Below are 16,271 nucleotides of genomic sequence, written 5' to 3' on the forward strand. Positions count from 1 at the left end.
AATTTCAATTCATTTGTTACTCAAAAAAGGACTTACTATGCCAAAAATGATTTTTGTGAATTTGCCAGTGACTGAGCTTGCCAATTCCATTCGCTTTTATACCGCAATCGGCGCCAGCCAAAATCCACAGTTTTCGGACGACACAGCAGCGTGCATGGTGCTGTCAGAGACTATCCACGTTATGTTGCTAACCCACGATAAATACAGCTCTTTTACCAGTAGGCCAATTGCAGACGCACGTGCCACAAGTGCTAGTCTATTAGCACTAACGTTCGATAGTCGAGATGAAGTCAACGCCATTTTGGAACGTGCCGCTGCGGCAGGTGGACTAGCAGATCCCAATCCACAACAAGATCTCGGCTTTATGTTTAGTCGTTCGGTTCAAGATCCTGATGGTAATGTTTGGGAGATTTTTTGGATGGACCCAGCTGCCGTCGGCAATGCCTAAGTAGTCGATTTGAACAAGGAAACCCATCTATGAAATATCTCTGTCTCGTCTATCTGTCCGAAGAGAACTGGAACGCCTGTCCTGACACGACTTGTTTTGCTTTTGCCCGTCAATTAGCACAAAGTGGTCACATGATCGCTGCCGAGCCACTACACCCAACACAAACAGCCACTACGGTACGTGTGCGCAATGGGCAAATGTCGATGACTGATGGTCCATTCGCCGAAACGAAAGAACAGTTGGCAGGTTTTTACTTGATTGACGCCAAAGACCTCAATGAAGCAATTAACTGGGCGGCAAAAATCCCACCAGCCAAGTTCGGCAGTATCGAAGTGCGACCAGTGCGTGAATTAGAATTAAGTATGGCCACAATATAAAGGACGCAGCACAGGCAATTCATACACAGATAAACCACCCTGCATGCCCAGGCAACATAAGTAGAAAAGGAAAATCATGGCTAAGACCATTACCATCAGTCTACCCGTCAAAGATCTCGATGCGTCTAAGGCGTTCTATACAGAGCTCGGCTTCAAATTTAATCCACAATGTGGTGACGACAGTGCCGTCTTAATGGATTGGAGTGAAACCATCAGCGTGATGTTGTTAACGCATGAAAAATGGAGCAGCTTCACCACCCGTCCAATTCCTCCAAGCACTTCAAGCGAAGTTGCTTTGAATATTTCTTGCGAATCACGCGACGAGGTTGATGCAATGAACCGAATCGCGATGCACATGGGAGGTATTGCGGATGTCAATCCGGTACAAGATCATGGCTTTATGTATGGACGTGACTTCGCCGACCCTGATGGTCATATCTGGGGCGCGGTTTGGATGGATATGTCGGCATTTCCATCACCGCAATAGTTTCAAACTCAAACTCACTTGCGAGCCTTCGCTTTTTTAGAAAAACCTGAGGAAAACATCACTGCTAAACGTGGAACTCGGTGTGCAGCAAATGTGTCCAATCCTCAAACATCTAACGCCAATCTTACTTTTGCAGTAGATGTAGGGCATGTGGAAGCTAGCATCGTTTAAAACATCCACGCTGTATATTCACTATTGAAGGAGTCTTATCATGCAAATCCCAGAACCACAAACAGAACATCTTTGGCTACAGCAACTCGTCGGTGAGTGGACTTTTGAATCAGAATGCCTCATGGGGCCAGACCAGCCCCCTATGAAAACGGCAGGAAGTGAAGTGGTTAAATCATTGGGAAAATTGTGGACTATCGGCGAGGGAGCGAGTGACTCACCAGACGGTGGACCATGGAATTCGATGATGACACTTGGGTATGATCCGCAAGCGCAGCACTTTGTCGGCACCTTCATCGCATCGGTGATGACACATTTGTGGCCATACAAAGGCACGCTCGATGCATCTGCAAAAATTCTGACACTAGACTCAGAAGGCCCGAGCTTCGCCGATAACGGTGCCATGGCAAAGTATCAAGACATCATCGAATTTATCACGCCAGATCACCGCACACTGACCTCGCGCATGCAAAGTGAGGATGGTACTTGGCATCAGTTTATGTGCGCGCATTATCATCGCAAGTCATAGGCAGAACGCAAAATTTTGTGATCTTTTTTTACCCTCCATCACCGTGACGCTACGCAAATGAACACAATACAACTTCAATTCAATTGGTATTTATCTACGAGGGCACTGTGTTTACGCCAACTGCAAATAGTCATCGCGGTGATCTCGTTTTTGTTCGCTCCGTTTGCTCTCGCAGACGAACTCATCACACTCAAGACTCGACCGAATGCCTCCCAATCTCTACTACTTTGGGAACCTCATGCTTCCAATCCAGAAACGGTCATCCTCTTGATTCCCGGTGGTTCAGGAAACTTAGGGCTGAGCCTAAAAGATGGACAAGCAAAAGCCGAAAGACCGCATCTATTTTTAGGACAGCGGGAAGTTCTCTTACAAAAAAAGATGGCAGTGATGGTGATGAACGCTCCCTCTGACCAAGAAGACTTAACGCAGGAAATCCGCATGTCATCTAATCACGTGGCTGACATGCAAATAGCCGTAAAGGAAATTCAACGTCGTTTTCCAAAATCACGCCTGGTGATTGTGGCGCATAGCCGAGGTACTATTTCTGCCGCTTATCTGGCACAGAGTTTAGGTAACCAAGTCAGCGGCTTGGTACTTCTCTCCGGCTTATATCAAGCCTACCTCCCCGGACCCAATATGCCATCAAGTGGCCCGGGCTTATCGAAGTTAGATTTGTCAGCGCTGAAAATGCCGATGCTGCTGGTCCATAACGCGAAAGACGCTTGTCCAGTGTCACCTGTATCCGACTTCTCGCCCATAGCTATGCCTAAAATTTTAGTAAGTGGCATAGAAATCACCGACAAAGTTCATCCATGTGGACCTGGTTCCAACCACTGGTTCGCGGGTAAGGAAAACGCCGTTTGGCAAGAAATCATCAATTGGATTTCTGGAAATCCTTGGAAAACCAGTTTGCCTTGATTAGAGCTGGCAACGATGTTGGGGAGGTCTTTCTGCGTGACTCAAAGCCCCCCCCCTTTTTACTACCAACTATAAGACTATAAAATAGTTTCAATCTTGCACGACAATTCGCTCGTAACAGAACCCTCCTTTAACACTGTCACAGTGCACACTCGGATTTACTCTGCTTCAATTCACGTTCTAAAAATTGTTCGATAAGATCAAAATGTTTAAGTGACGCACTATGATTGCCATCAATGGCAATGTGCTGCACTGGATAGGCAAAGTGTTTGGCTTTGAGGCGCTGTGCGATCTTGTCAGACATTTCTGTCGACGGCCACATTTCATCTTTTTTAGCAGATAAGAGCATCACCGGACCGTTGATGTTTTCTACTGCGATCGACGCCTTATCCATTGCGAGCTGATCTTCCATCATGATAGAGAATGCCGCACGCAGATCGCGACGCATCAAAGCTGGATAGGTCGCTTCAGTCACAGGCACAAACGGAAGCAGCTTGCCATGATGACTCCACCCAGGTGTATCCATAGTCATCGTCAACGCTGGAAATACCGAGCTACCAGCGACAATGCCGATCACCGCATCATATTCTTTATATAGACTTGCAAGGAGCAAAGCAAGTTCGCCACCACGAGAACCACCCATAACGATAATACACTCCGCGTTGATGTCTGGTGCCTGAGCCGCTTGCATAATCGCGGCATGAATTCCCTCGATGGCAATACGATCTAGTTTAGCGGGGCTTTCTTTGGTACCAAAATATCCTAAAGCCAATACAGCGTAACCTCGCTCTAAAAAACGATCACGTTGTGCCTTCCAAAATTGACTCGCCCAAGGATTGCCGCCCTCAGATCCACCTAGACCAACAATCAAGGGCTGCTTTTTGTTCGTGCCTGTAAACAACTGTTGGCTAACTTGTCCATGTCGTTCTGGAAACACGACCTGCTGTTCTTGCGCCATGATCAAATTTTGCGCGCTTACAAAGAACAACATAAGGATTAACTTAGTGGTCAACTTAAGCTGGATGATTACTTGTTTCATTTTTTATCTCTTCCCATACGTTTATCTAACTGTCGCTTTTCCCAACTTGCCCCAAAAAATGCCTTGGTATCAAATAAGTCGATTGCCTGGTAGGCCAGCCAAAAGCCCCAACCAACAGCCAAACCTAAGCCATTACGAATTTCACCGTTATGAACATAAGAGGCAAAGCAAATCAAAGGGACAATAATCAAGTAAGCAATTAATTCGACAATAAAGTGGCGAATTTTTCGAATATTCTCCAACTCTTGCTTTTCTTCTTCGGTCAATTGAGTTTCGTCTAAGACTTCGGTTAGCCCTAATTCCTTGAGTGGTACCTCAAACACCGCTGCTAAGCATTTTGCCGTCTCTGCTGTTGCTGGCTGCCCCTTTTCAATTCGCTGAATGGTACGTTGACTAACACCACTAAAATCAGCCAACTGTGCTTGGGTCCAACCTCTTTCAATCCGTAGATTTTTTATCGACATAGTCCTTCCCTGCATAATCAAACGAAGCCCTAGTTTAGGAGAAGAAGAACAATTTAGAAACAAATCTAGGCGACAACGAGACGCCATCAACACGCCACAAGCTGACAAAGGTGCGGTACTCGATACTTTTTTTACGCAAGCCGAATTTAAGTAGCATCATCTCCATAGTTTTATTTTTTCAGAAATGACATTGTTTAGAAGAATAAAACCTTTTTCCGCACACATTCCATGTCCTCCTTCAGAAAGAACACTTAGAAAAATACGTATTAACCCTATAATTTCTCGTGATTTTTTGGCGGTGGTCAGTTCAATACCTAGTCAGCTTGCCTGAGCAATCCGATGATTTCCTCCAGCCAGAAATGCTGTCGATATGGCAAAATGATGACTATCCAAGATAATCAACACGGCAGTTAAACTCAACTACCCAACACTCCAGCAACTGAGTTGATACCAAGCTGATCCTGAGTTAATCCTCAGTTTTTCATTAATTTTTATTATTACCCCATCAAAAAAACAGAACGCACGACGCGCGCTCTAACCCACCTTTACTTCACTCATGCCCTCGATAGCTTCTTTCGTCAGATCTGGATTTTCTCGCTCGGTATTGTCAAGGACACTTCGGTCTACGCCATCCGCCTTATTTTTACGAAAAAGTCAGATCGGCCATTCAACCTTAACGAGGAGTAAATATCTATGAACGCCCAAATTCCAGTAGAAAGCAAACGTGAGCGCTTATTTCATCTAGGTTATTTATTGTTCGGTATTAACTTACCAGAGCATGACCAAGCAAACGCATCAAAGGCTTCCAATTCAGCGAGCATGTTGAAGAGAAGTCTGCTACGCATATTCTTGGCCTTGATGTTCGCACTGGCTTGCGTTTATGTGATTTCAAGTTTTGGAGACTTTGTTAGCGGTTTTATTGCAGGCTGGAACTCCGCTGGCAATGCGGACGATTTGAAATTCGAAACATGGCGCATGTCGCAGCAATTATTGCTGAGCTTACTCGCAGTCATGTGGTTCTTAACGCATAACTTCTTATTGAAACGTGCAATCGCACAGACCATCGCTCGTCATGATGCAGAGCGTGAACGCGCCAATCAATTAGAAATCAGCAGCACACTGAAATTACTAAAAGCGCAAATTGAGCCGCACTTCTTGTTCAACACTTTAGGTCTGGTGCAACACTTAGCAGAACCCACCGCACCGCAAGCCGCGGCGTTGACCGCAGATTTGATTCAATTTCTGCGCGCCACACTTGAGAGTTTAAGGTCAGATACGATCTCCCTGGAGGATGATTGCAAAACTTGCGATGCCTATCTCAAAATCATGCAAACCCGCTTACCGCGCCGTTTGAGTTATGAAATCCGTTACGAGCCGCAACTACAGCAATTCCGATTGCCGTCGGCCTTGCTACTCACTTTAGTCGAGAACGCAATCAAACATGGAATAGAACCCGCTGTTAATGGTGGCCATATCAGCATCGTCGCACATCAAATCGATCAGCAAATTCATATTACCGTGATCGATACCGGACTTGGCTTTGGTGAAGAAATCGGACATGGCCTAGGTCTTGACCATATCCGCAATCGATTAACACTTAGCTATGGCGAAAAGGCAAAGCTAGTACTAGAAGAAAATGAACCACGTGGCGTAATTGCTCGCTTAGTATTACCTGCATGATATTAGCTACATCAATTCACACTATTCAACGACTATGACATCCATGAACGATTTAACCCAACCCGCGTTTACAGTGCTAATTGCCGAAGACGAAGATATGATGCGCGAACGTCTTATCTCACAATTGAAACAGTGCTACCCACAAGCACAAATTGTCGCGGTCGCAGAGAACGGCAATGATGCTTGGGACTTATGGCTAGAGCACGAACCTGATGTAGTGTTCCTCGATATTCAAATGCCGGGATTAAGCGGACTCGCCGTCGCAGAGAGGATTCGTGCACGCTCACATATCGTCTTTGTCACTGCTTATGATCAACATGCCTTGCAAGCATTTGAACACGCGGCGCTCGATTATCTACTCAAACCAGTCACGCTGGAACGCTTAGAACAAACCATCAAACGACTAATTGAACGAATTCAAAATACCAGCAAATCGGCATCACAAACAGCAGAAAATAGCGTATCTAAGTCACACGCAGAAGCACTAAATAGCATTGCTAATGCGAACCAAACAAGTGAAAAAAAGACCAAACCAAAATGGCTCAGAGCCAGTGTTGGCAAACAAATTCGCTTAATTCATCTAAATGATATTTTATTCTTGCAATCAGATACCAAATACACACGCGTCGTAACCAAAGATGGCGAAGCCTATATTCGTACCGCACTCAAAGACTTAATCGAGATGCTTGATCCAGAAATTTTTTGGCAAATTCATCGCGGCACCGTGGTAAATGCTCACGCAATCGAATCAGCAGAACGCATCGATAGTGAACGCTTAGAAGTAATTCTTAGAAATTGCGCTGAGCGTTTAACCGTGAGCAGAAGTTTTGGCTATCTATTCAGAGAATCCAATTAACTTCCACATTAATATGCAAATTGGTGAACAAATTAAAAATCAACTAAGCTAGGCACCAGCAACACTTGCTCTCGACTTCAATTCTACTGACACCATTTTATGCAAGAACTAAACCATCAAATTCACTTCATTCTAGAACTCGATAAACTCAAAGCGGTTTATCGTAAAGCATTGATCCGTGCGGATAAAAATCGCTATGAAAATAGTGCAGAACATAGTTGGCATATTGCACTAACTGCGCATGTCTTAGCGCCGTATGCAAATGCGGCCGTCGATATCCATCGTGTATGCTTAATGTTGCTGATTCACGATATTGTAGAGATCGATGCAGGAGATACTTTTGCGTTTGATCATCACACGATCTTGGGCGAGCAAGCAGAAAAAGAAGCCGCAGCGGCCGAGCGTATTTTTGGATTGTTACCCTCACCGCAGCGAGAGACCATGATCGCCCTATGGCACGAATTCGAGCAAGCAGAAACTGCTGATGCGCAATTTGCCAAAGCAATGGATCGCATACTGCCACTCATCCAAAATATGCAAAATGAAGGCGGCAGTTGGGTACAGAATAAAGTATTCAAACACCAAGTAATAAAACGTAATCAATACCTAGAGACAGCTGCGCCAAAATTATGGCGTTACGTGCTGGAGCAAATTGATATCGCTGAAGATCGAGGTTGGTTGGTTAGTTAGTTAGCATTTAAATTACAGCCTACTTTTTTAAAAATTTTCGAAAACCTAGCTGATCAATTGCTAGGTTTCTCGTAGCCATCCACACGCATATCAAAATGAAAATCAATCTAACTAGCAATGTGCATAATATTGGCATGATGCATCTTTCAATGCGTATGTAATCCACAACCAACAAATTGCCAAGATAGGAACATTATTTGACCCAAATGACCGCTTGAATTACTCTGAGCGCCGAATTCCTTGAGCGATTAAATTAATTCCTCAAAAGAAGAACTACTAAAAAGCGATCCCGACACAAACCATTAGCAATCAGAAACTAGAAATTAGCGCCGTTAACATGATAAAAATAAAGCACTTGAACGGTAAATTTTCTTGGATGTGTTCCTTGATTCTGTTGGCGTTTTGCAGCTCAAGCAGCGCACAAACTAACTCACCTACGATTTATCTCACCACCGAATATCTATATCCGCTCAATATCGTAGACCAAGGTGGTAGCCATATCTACGGGCAGTCGGCAGATAAGCTTCATGAATTATTTAAGCGTAGCCAGTTGCCGTACCAGATGAATATCATGAGCTGGAGCCGCGCATTTAAGCTAGCGCGTCGCAACCCAAATACCTGTGTTTTTTCAACCGCACGGACCACAGAAAGAGAATCTTGGTTTAATTGGATAGGACCAATTTCGTCTGGAAACTGGGCAGTTTTTGGCAGCCCCGACAAGCTCGGTAAAATCACTCGACTAGAAGAGATTAAACACGCGAGCATCGGTACCGAAGAAGGCAATGTATCTGTTTCGTATTTATCGCAAAGAGGCTTCAATATCGTAACCTCAATAGAATCAGCGACCACCTTTAAAAACGTTGCATTGGGACGAATTGATTACGCCACCGCTGGCGATACCCACGGTAAAAAAATCATCGCTGAAAACAAGCTTGAAGACAAAGTCGTTTTTCTATTCAATTATCAAAGTTCAGATTACTACCTTGCCTGTCATCCCAAGATGCGCGCAGAAACCATCGCCCTCTTAAACGCCAAATTGCGTGAAATGAAGACGGATGGCACGTATAAAAATATCGATCTCAAATACTAGTCACCACGATGCTTTTCCAAGCAGCACAACTCAAATCTTTTTGCGCATAATAAAAGAGCGATCAATGATTGATCGCTCTTTAACATTTTTCGATTTAAGAAACTAGCTTAGCTTATAGCTGGAAATTCATAGCTAGCACCGATTCCTAACGGTATACCAAGCATCCAAAAGCACATTAAGAACGCAGTCCACAACGCCAACAAAGTTACCGAGAATGGCAACATCAGGGCAATCAAAGTACCAATGCCAGTTGATTTTACGTACTTCTGACAGAACACCACAATCAACGGAAAATACGGCATCAAGGGTGTGATGATGTTGGTCGATGAATCACCGACACGATAAGCAGCTTGGGTTAAGTCTGGTGATACTCCCAACTCCATTAGCATAGGTACCATCACCGCACCAATCAATGCCCACTTAGCAGAAGCCGAGCCGACTAACAAATTGACTAAGCTAGTCAAAATAACGATACCAACCAGCGTAACGCCCATCGGTAGAGCAAGTTCTTTTAACGCTCCCGCACCTTTGATTGCAAGCAGCGCGCCAAGATTAGATTGGCCAAATGCATAAATGAATTGTGCGCAGAAAAATGCCATCACGATGTAGTAACCCATCCCACTCATGGCTTTGCTCATGCCTTGAATCACATCGCGGTGATTCTTTACAGTTCCAGCAGCATAGCCGTACACCACGCCTGGGATCAAGAATAAAACCAGAATCAAAGACACAATCGACTGCATTAAAGGTGCTGAAGAATGGGTCAAGCTTGCATCAGTTCCACGCCACGCCGAGCTCGCTGGTAGCGCGGAAATAAACAACAAGCCAATACTCAACAACATCGCTAGCACCGCAAAACGCAAACCGCGTCGCTCCGCTGGTGTCAATGGATCTAACTTGGGCAGGTTAGCTGGATCACCATCAATCGCAGTATTTTTTAAACGCGGCTCAATCACTTTATCTGTCAAAAACCAACCGATAAACACAATCAAAATCGCTGATGCGGAAGTGAAATAATAATTATTGAGTGGATTAATAATTAAATCAGCCGCAGCCGGATTTGAAGAAAGACGCGCAGAGGCCTGGGTTAATCCTGCGAGCAAAGGATCTAAGCTACTTGGAATAAACAAAGAAGCAGAAAACCCACCCGATACGCCCGCAAAAGCAGCCGCGATACCAGCTAAGGGATGTCGCCCAGCCGCATAGAAAATCACTGCACCTAAAGGAATCACCAAAACATAACCGGCATCAACCGCCACGTGGCTCAAAATACCTACGGCAACTAATACAGGCGTCAAGAGCATCTTGGGGGTAACCGCTAAAATCGAACGCAAACCTGCGTTAATAAAACCCGTATGCTCTGCTACACCTAGCCCCAGCATGGCGACCAAAACCACACCTAGCGGCGGAAAACTGACAAAGGTATTGACTAACTTTGCCATGAACGTCGTGAACGCTGCGCCATCTAATAAATTGTTAATTTGAATCGGTTTACCATTGCGCGGATCAATTTCATTGAAGCTAATCCCCGACATCGCCCAAGAAATAATCCAAACTGCCAACATAAACAAGGCGAATAAAATTGCCGGATCGGGTAATTTGTTACCGACGCGCTCGATCGTATTCAAGCTACGATTGAGCCAGCCCTGAGGTGCTGGTGCGCTAGTAGTTGCATTGACTTCAGCCATAATTTTCCTTTATCAAAAAGCTTCTGATTATTTGATCAATTGAAATAAATCATGAATATTCTGCGGTAGCAGATGCAATACACAATGTGCTGCGATTTTCAGGTTCGCGGTAATAATTTAACAGATTTCTCTGATAAGATTTTTTGCAGCGCATTTCACTCAATGTGCAAAGAAAGGCGAATAAGCATTAATTAAATTTGCTAGTCCATGAATCAATTCAAGCTTGATTTCAAGCACTGGTTCTGGCAGCGGTGCGCACATCAACTTAGAAGCACTTCAAAAATAATTCGGTAGAACCCATGAGAAAAATAATTGCACTAGAATTTATCACCCTCGATGGGGTGATCCAAGCTGGCGGAGGCCCTACCGAAGATACGAGTGGCGGCTTTGTCTATGGAGGCTGGCAAGTACCGCACTCTGATCCTGTATTAGGTAAAGTCATGCGTGAACAAATGCGCGAACCGTTCGAACTCTTACTTGGGCGTAAGACATTTGATATTTGGGCGCAGTATTGGCCCGAGCACAATGACTTTTGGCCAGCAGTCAACAAGGTCACTAAATACGTGGCATCAAATACGCTGACTGAACATGATTGGCAACCTAGCGTGTTTTTGAATGGCGATATCGTCGAAAAAATTCAAAGACTCAAACAAGAAATCGGCCCGAATCTCCATTTGTACGGAAGCGCCAATTTGATGCAAACCTTAATGAAACACGATTTAGTCGATGAGCTATGGCTGAAAATTTATCCGATTACCTTAGGTAGTGGAAAACGCCTTTTTACCGAAGGCACCATCCCAGCGGCATTTAAGCTAAACGCCTGCCAAGTGACTTCAACTGGCGTGATTGTTGCGAACTACGCGCGTGCAGGAGAGGTTCAGACCGGAAGTTATCCCGACTAAATTACACAAGCTCATCGCTGGCAAAAGCTTTCGCCTCGCTTTTCAACCAGGTTTCAAATGCCAGTAGCGCTGCACTTTTTTGCAGGTCTTTCGGTGTTACTAAATAATAGCTGTAATCAGAAGGAGCTATGACGTCGAATAAGCGCACTAAATTTCCCGCTGCAATTTCGCCTGCAACTAAACTATGACGAGCAACTGCAATGCCCTGCCCTGCTTTGGCAGCAGTCAACATTAAATTACTATCACTATGATGCGTCTCGTGCTGAAAACTAGCGATATCGACACCAGCATACTGGCTCCAATTGAGCCATTCGCGACCATTTTCTACACATAAAATCCGAAAGCGATGTAATTGTTTCGGACTACTTGGAAATCGTCCCGCATTAAAATCGGGGCTACAAACGGGATAGAGCTGATCGTCAAGCAATTTCTCGGCATCATAGTCTTCCCATTTTCCTAGCCCGAAACGTATCGCGATATCGGTTTGTGTTTTGTCGAGATTCACCAAACCAATCGCTGCCTGAATATGAATCACCAAATCAGGATGGGTCGCTTGAAATTGTCCCAAACGCGGTAACAACCAAAATGTGGCAAACGACTGCAAAGTTGCCACTCGAATTGCCGGCATACGTTTTTCTGTTTTGACTTGTGCTAACGCACGTGTGATTTGACGCAATGCAGGTTGAATTTGCTTGTGTAGCTGCAGACCTTCGGCAGTCAACTGCATCTGCCGACCTTTGCGCTCAAACAAAGAAACGCCCAAAGACTTTTCCAGCAAACGCATTTGTTGGCTAATCGCGCTATGGGTAATGTGCAGCTCAGCCGCCGCCAAAGAATAACTTTTATGGCGCGCAGCTGCCTCGAATGTAAGAAGCGAATTTAGGGAAGTAGGAAACATCCCGTATTGTTAGATTTTCTAACAGAAGATGTCAATAAGTATCGTTCGCCTTTTTAACGAACCACAGTTAGCATGTTGCTCTGAACTTCGCTGCTTTGCTTACCTTTGCCAATCTCTACTTTATATTTACATTCGAAAAAGAACCCACATGTCCACATCGAATTTAACTCGACTCGTATTACTAGCATTAATTTGGGGCACTAGCTTTATGCTGATGCGTATCGCCTCCCCCGTATTCGGCCCGATACTAACGACGTTTGGGCGAGCTAGTTTAGGCGCATTTGCGATCTACCTGTTTGCCCGCCAGCGTGGTGTCGAATTCCATTGGAAGAAAAATGCAAAGACCTACTTGGTAATCGGTTTGGGCAACACGGCGATTCCATTTAGTTTATTCGCTTGGTCGGCACTGCATATCCCATCTGCGTACATGGCAACCATGAATTCACTGGCGCCAATTTTTACTGCGGTGTTTGGCTTCATTATGCTGGGCGAGCGTTTAAGTTGGTTACGCATTAGTGCATTCGTCTTAGGCTTATTTGGCGTTGCAGTTTTAGTTGGAATCGGCCCTGTCAGCGTCACGCCTTTAGTCATTGCTGGCGTGTTAGCGGGCATGGGAGCATCGATTAATTACGGCTTTGCAGCAACCTACACACGCATGTATGCCAAAGAAATTCCATCACTAGCCACCGCTGCGGGTAGCCAATTCGCTGCCGCGCTCGCATTACTGCCATTTGCGCTGCCATCGGTACCGCATGCGATCGAATATGGCACTAGCAGCGCACTGGTTTCTGTTGTGATTCTGGGGATCGTTTGTACAGGGATTGCCTATGCTTTGTTCTTTCATCTGATCTCAACTGAAGGTGCTAGCAAAGCAGTGACAGTCACTTTCTTAATCCCTGCGACGGCATCCATTTGGGCATGGTTGCTGCTCGATGAACCGATCACACCCGGGATTATCGCTGGTATCTTGATCGTCTTACTCGCTACCGCAATGTCATTGGGATTACTAAAAAAACTTCCCTTCTTAAAGCGCTGGTCACAGTAATCTTGCATGTAATAATATGCAAACCAAAAATAGCTAAGGACTCAATCACAAAGCACTGACGAGGCAAATTTAACGACCGCCACATCGCTTGTACTTAAGTCCTAGTTTTAATGAAAATTTAACGGAGACAACATTATGAACATCACAGTCGAAACCATCATCGCCGCCCCCATCGCCAAAGTATGGACACTCTACAATGCGCCAGAACATATCAAAAATTGGAATGCTGCATCCGATGATTGGCACACTACCGCCTCGACTGTCGACTTGCGCGAAGGCGGTCAGTTCTCGTCTCGTATGGAAGCAAAAGACGGCAGCATGGGATTTGATTTTGCAGGTACCTTCACCAAAATCGTCGAGCATAAGTTGATTGAATATACATTCGGTGACCGCAAAGCGACGATTCAATTTGCAGACTCCGAAGATGGCGTCAAACTCGATATTACGTTTGAAGCGGAAACCACTTACTCGCCAGAACAGCAACAGCAAGGCTGGCAAGCGATTTTGAATAATTTCAAGCGCTATGTGGAATCCTTGAACTAATTCGTTGAACCAATCCTTAACCTTTATGGACGAGAAACTTCATGCTTGAACTTAGACCAAGCTGTGAGCACTGCAACAAATTATTACCACCCGAGTCACTTGAGGCGCGCATCTGTACTTATGAATGCACGTTCTGCGCCACGTGTGTCGACACAATCTTAATCAATGTCTGTCCTAATTGTGGTGGAGGTTTTGTGCACAGGCCAATCAGACCATCGAAAAATTGGAAAGGCGACAATTATCTTGGCAAGTACCCAGCGAGCACCGTGGTCAAACACCGGCCTATCGATCTTGAAACCCATGCACGATTTGCAGCCGATATCAAATCAATACCGCCAGAGAAGCGCTAATGAAACTGCAACAACAAGTCTGGCAGACCATTTTGAATTGCTTCAAACCTTATGTGGAAACAGCGGATTAAAACAATCCGCTTTTCACCTCACTCAGCCGATTGCAAATCTGGTTTGGCATCAAAGGCGGCCACTGAACTTAACACTTCTAAACAAGTCACATCGACCATATTGACGCTATAAAGCGCAGTTGGATTTTTTAGTCGAACATCACGAAATACCGCTGGGCATTGCTGCTGTAATACTTTGAGTGCTTCGCTAAACTGTACTTTCGTAAATTTCATACCAAATCGTTCTTCGATATCGGCAAAGATTGCTGGAATATCTGTACAAGCTAAATTAGAAAAACTCAGAGTAATAGGCTGTTCAGGTTGTCGCAATTGAATTTGCTTTGTACTGCCAGGACATGCTTGTTCCGCCTGCTTTAGCACGCTGTTGATCGGCAAATTCTTTACACTTAGATTGAAGGTGCCACGCTTATCTAATTGCATCCAAGCAAAGGCGGCGGTACTCATGCCCATACTGAAAAGCACGATCATGCTCATCAATTTCTTCGCATTACTCGTATGTGTTTTTGGACTCGGAAATAATCTTTGTATTCTGTGCTTCAACATGTTTTTTCTCCCGATAAGAGATGTGGTGGTGGATAAGAAATGCGTATGCATTTCTGCGTAGTGATGCAAAGTTTGTGCATACAACAAAGGGTTTTGACAAACACGGACTGCCAAATCATCACAAGCATTTTCGCGCTCTTGATCTAACTTCATATTCATCCACAACATACATGGATTGAAAAAATAAGCCGCTTTAGTAAGACTCTGCAAGTACGCCGCCAGCACATCGTGACGGCGAATGTGCGCGAGTTCATGCAATACAATCACTTCAATTTGTTGCGGACTCATCCCCAACATTAAGCTCGCGGGCAATAAAATGACTGGTTTCATGTAGCCAATTACACATGGCACATGAATCTTGCTTGAAAGCAGAAAAGTGAGTTTTTTATGAATACCGAGTTGCCGAGCTAAAGCATAGAATTTCTCCTCCCACTCTTTGCTGAATGCATCGGTTCCTTGCTTGGCCAGATTTCTACCTAGTGCCCAAGCATAAATCGCGAAACCACTAATCGCCGCAAATCCAAGACACCAACTCAAAACTAACAGTGATAAATGTTGATTCACCACTAGACTAACATTCGCAAAAAAGTCGGACTCGCCATTGAGCGGAATGATGGATGTCACGCCACCTTGCTCACTAAAACGCACCATCAATACACTTTTTTGAAAATACGAAAAAAAGGTGGTGATACTCCATCCCCACCCTAGCCCCATGCCAAGCGTGATGATGTTATGGCGTAATGCGGCTTGATTGCTACGAGTAAACGCGATGCAGATCATGACGCCAATGGCGAGCAAAGCGGCTTGCCAAAGTGAATGCACTAAAGTCCATGCGAGTGCATGCAAGACATCAATGCCGAAGATATCTACCAGTTCAACTAGCTTCATTTATCAGCTTCCATCTTTTTTAGAAATGCTTTGATTTCTGCTAGTTCTTCCTTGGTCGCTTTTTTATCTTCAAACAAACGCATAACCATGCTCGATTTAGATCCACCAAACGCAGTTTGTAATAAACGATCGACCAGCGTAATTTGCGTCTCATGCTGTTGCTCTAAGGGGAAGTAGATATGACTCTTGCCATCTTTTTTACGCCCTAACAAACCTTTCTGCTCCATGATTTGCATGGTTTTTAGCGTCGTGGTGTAACCGACTGGTCGCAATTTACATAGCTCATCATTGACTGCCTGAATCTTGCTTTCACCCAGTCGCCACAAGATCGCCAAAATTTCTAATTCAGATGCAGTCGGAGTTGCCATCGTTTATTTCCTATATTTTTTTGAAAGCGAACTTGTTGAGCCTAATTTCGAATCCAACTAAGTTCGCTCAAGCTGGTAAGCGACATAATGCCTTACAAATACCTAATCTACGAAATAATTCGTAGGTTTTCATCACTATATACGAAGAGTTTCGTAGATTTAAATAAGAATGTTGTTTTTTGCATTAATTATTCATCTCAAATCAAGATCAATGAAAAACCCAAACCAA

At 44.6% G+C, this 16,271-nt stretch carries 19 protein-coding genes; 13 read left to right on the forward strand and 6 right to left on the reverse strand.

All coding sequences use genetic code 11. From position 1 onward, the window contains the following. The first annotated feature begins 37 nt into the window (after nt 1-37). The 5 genes from KDM92_RS05780 to KDM92_RS05800 all read left to right on the forward strand — a co-directional run bounded on the left by KDM92_RS05780 (nt 38) and on the right by KDM92_RS05800 (nt 2,927). Nucleotides 38-448: a VOC family protein gene (locus KDM92_RS05780; RefSeq protein ID WP_212683458.1), complete on the forward strand. Its 411-nt coding sequence runs from the start codon at nt 38-40 to the stop codon at nt 446-448. A 29-nt stretch (nt 449-477) separates the two neighbouring features. Continuing rightward, nucleotides 478-825 carry a YciI family protein gene (locus KDM92_RS05785; protein WP_212683459.1) on the forward strand — a complete coding sequence of 116 codons (348 nt, stop codon included), beginning with the start codon at nt 478-480 and terminating at the stop codon, nt 823-825. Nucleotides 826-901: 76 nt separating this feature from the next. After that, the gene (locus KDM92_RS05790; protein ID WP_212683460.1) at nt 902-1,312 is read left to right on the forward strand and encodes a VOC family protein; all 411 of its coding nucleotides are present in this window, start codon (nt 902-904) and stop codon (nt 1,310-1,312) included. Nucleotides 1,313-1,523: 211 nt separating this feature from the next. Next, a complete protein-coding gene (locus KDM92_RS05795) occupies nt 1,524-2,009 on the forward strand; it encodes a DUF1579 domain-containing protein (RefSeq protein ID WP_212683461.1) in 486 nt (161 codons plus the stop codon). A gap of 57 nt (nt 2,010-2,066) precedes the next feature. Next, on the forward strand, nt 2,067-2,927 hold the full coding sequence (locus KDM92_RS05800) for an alpha/beta hydrolase (RefSeq protein ID WP_212683462.1): 861 nt from the start codon (nt 2,067-2,069) through the stop codon (nt 2,925-2,927). A 139-nt stretch (nt 2,928-3,066) separates the two neighbouring features. On the opposite strand, the gene KDM92_RS05805 is transcribed toward KDM92_RS05800, so the two are convergent. Together KDM92_RS05805 and KDM92_RS05810 are read right to left on the reverse strand one after the other, a co-directional pair. Then, nucleotides 3,067-3,966 (reverse strand): alpha/beta hydrolase family protein, encoded by a 900-nt coding sequence (locus KDM92_RS05805; RefSeq protein WP_212683463.1) that lies wholly within the window; start codon nt 3,964-3,966, stop codon nt 3,067-3,069. Continuing rightward, complete coding sequence (locus KDM92_RS05810; protein ID WP_212683464.1) at nt 3,963-4,430, reverse strand: helix-turn-helix domain-containing protein; 468 nt, start codon at nt 4,428-4,430, stop codon at nt 3,963-3,965. The genes KDM92_RS05805 and KDM92_RS05810 overlap by 4 nt, the downstream gene beginning before the upstream one ends. Nucleotides 4,431-5,123: 693 nt before the next feature. Between KDM92_RS05810 and KDM92_RS05815 the strand changes: the two genes are divergently transcribed. The 4 genes from KDM92_RS05815 (at nt 5,124) to KDM92_RS05830 (ending at nt 8,746) form a co-directional block, all read left to right on the forward strand. Beyond that, a complete protein-coding gene (locus KDM92_RS05815; protein WP_212683465.1) occupies nt 5,124-6,110 on the forward strand; it encodes a sensor histidine kinase in 987 nt (328 codons plus the stop codon). A 43-nt stretch (nt 6,111-6,153) separates the two neighbouring features. Then, on the forward strand, nt 6,154-6,966 hold the full coding sequence (locus tag KDM92_RS05820; RefSeq protein WP_212683466.1) for a LytR/AlgR family response regulator transcription factor: 813 nt from the start codon (nt 6,154-6,156) through the stop codon (nt 6,964-6,966). A gap of 99 nt (nt 6,967-7,065) precedes the next feature. Then, the gene (locus tag KDM92_RS05825) at nt 7,066-7,656 is read left to right on the forward strand and encodes an HD domain-containing protein (RefSeq protein WP_212683467.1); all 591 of its coding nucleotides are present in this window, start codon (nt 7,066-7,068) and stop codon (nt 7,654-7,656) included. Nucleotides 7,657-7,993: 337 nt separating this feature from the next. Next, nucleotides 7,994-8,746, forward strand: coding sequence for a substrate-binding periplasmic protein (locus KDM92_RS05830; protein WP_212683468.1), 753 nt, complete (start codon nt 7,994-7,996; stop codon nt 8,744-8,746). 107 nt (nt 8,747-8,853) lie between these two features. On the opposite strand, the gene KDM92_RS05835 is transcribed toward KDM92_RS05830, so the two are convergent. Then, the gene (locus KDM92_RS05835; protein WP_212683469.1) at nt 8,854-10,434 is read right to left on the reverse strand and encodes an AbgT family transporter; all 1,581 of its coding nucleotides are present in this window, start codon (nt 10,432-10,434) and stop codon (nt 8,854-8,856) included. 299 nt (nt 10,435-10,733) lie between these two features. Between KDM92_RS05835 and KDM92_RS05840 the strand changes: the two genes are divergently transcribed. Then, a complete protein-coding gene (locus tag KDM92_RS05840; protein WP_212683470.1) occupies nt 10,734-11,336 on the forward strand; it encodes a dihydrofolate reductase family protein in 603 nt (200 codons plus the stop codon). 1 nt (nt 11,337) lies between these two features. On the opposite strand, the gene gcvA is transcribed toward KDM92_RS05840, so the two are convergent. Beyond that, a complete protein-coding gene (gcvA, locus tag KDM92_RS05845) occupies nt 11,338-12,234 on the reverse strand; it encodes a transcriptional regulator GcvA (protein ID WP_212683471.1) in 897 nt (298 codons plus the stop codon). 148 nt (nt 12,235-12,382) lie between these two features. Here gcvA and KDM92_RS05850 point away from each other — a divergent pair, with 148 nt between their 5' ends. From KDM92_RS05850 to KDM92_RS05860, 3 genes are all read left to right on the forward strand, one after another. Beyond that, complete coding sequence (locus KDM92_RS05850) at nt 12,383-13,279, forward strand: DMT family transporter (RefSeq protein WP_212683472.1); 897 nt, start codon at nt 12,383-12,385, stop codon at nt 13,277-13,279. Between the two features lie 135 nt (nt 13,280-13,414). After that, the gene (locus KDM92_RS05855) at nt 13,415-13,822 is read left to right on the forward strand and encodes an SRPBCC family protein (RefSeq protein ID WP_212683473.1); all 408 of its coding nucleotides are present in this window, start codon (nt 13,415-13,417) and stop codon (nt 13,820-13,822) included. Between the two features lie 41 nt (nt 13,823-13,863). Further along, nucleotides 13,864-14,172 (forward strand): DUF1272 domain-containing protein, encoded by a 309-nt coding sequence (locus KDM92_RS05860; RefSeq protein ID WP_212683474.1) that lies wholly within the window; start codon nt 13,864-13,866, stop codon nt 14,170-14,172. An 89-nt stretch (nt 14,173-14,261) separates the two neighbouring features. Here the strand turns inward: KDM92_RS05860 and KDM92_RS05865 are convergent, their stop codons facing one another. Both KDM92_RS05865 and KDM92_RS05870 read right to left on the reverse strand, forming a co-directional pair. After that, on the reverse strand, nt 14,262-15,674 hold the full coding sequence (locus KDM92_RS05865; protein ID WP_212683475.1) for a M56 family metallopeptidase: 1,413 nt from the start codon (nt 15,672-15,674) through the stop codon (nt 14,262-14,264). After that, the gene (locus KDM92_RS05870) at nt 15,671-16,042 is read right to left on the reverse strand and encodes a BlaI/MecI/CopY family transcriptional regulator (RefSeq protein ID WP_212683476.1); all 372 of its coding nucleotides are present in this window, start codon (nt 16,040-16,042) and stop codon (nt 15,671-15,673) included. Before KDM92_RS05870 ends, KDM92_RS05865 begins: the two co-directional genes overlap by 4 nt. Between the last annotated feature and the right edge of the window lie 229 nt (nt 16,043-16,271).

It is taken from the genome of Affinundibacterium baiyunense (assembly GCF_018139645.1).
Lineage (GTDB): Bacteria > Pseudomonadota > Gammaproteobacteria > Burkholderiales > Burkholderiaceae_D > Undibacterium > Undibacterium baiyunense.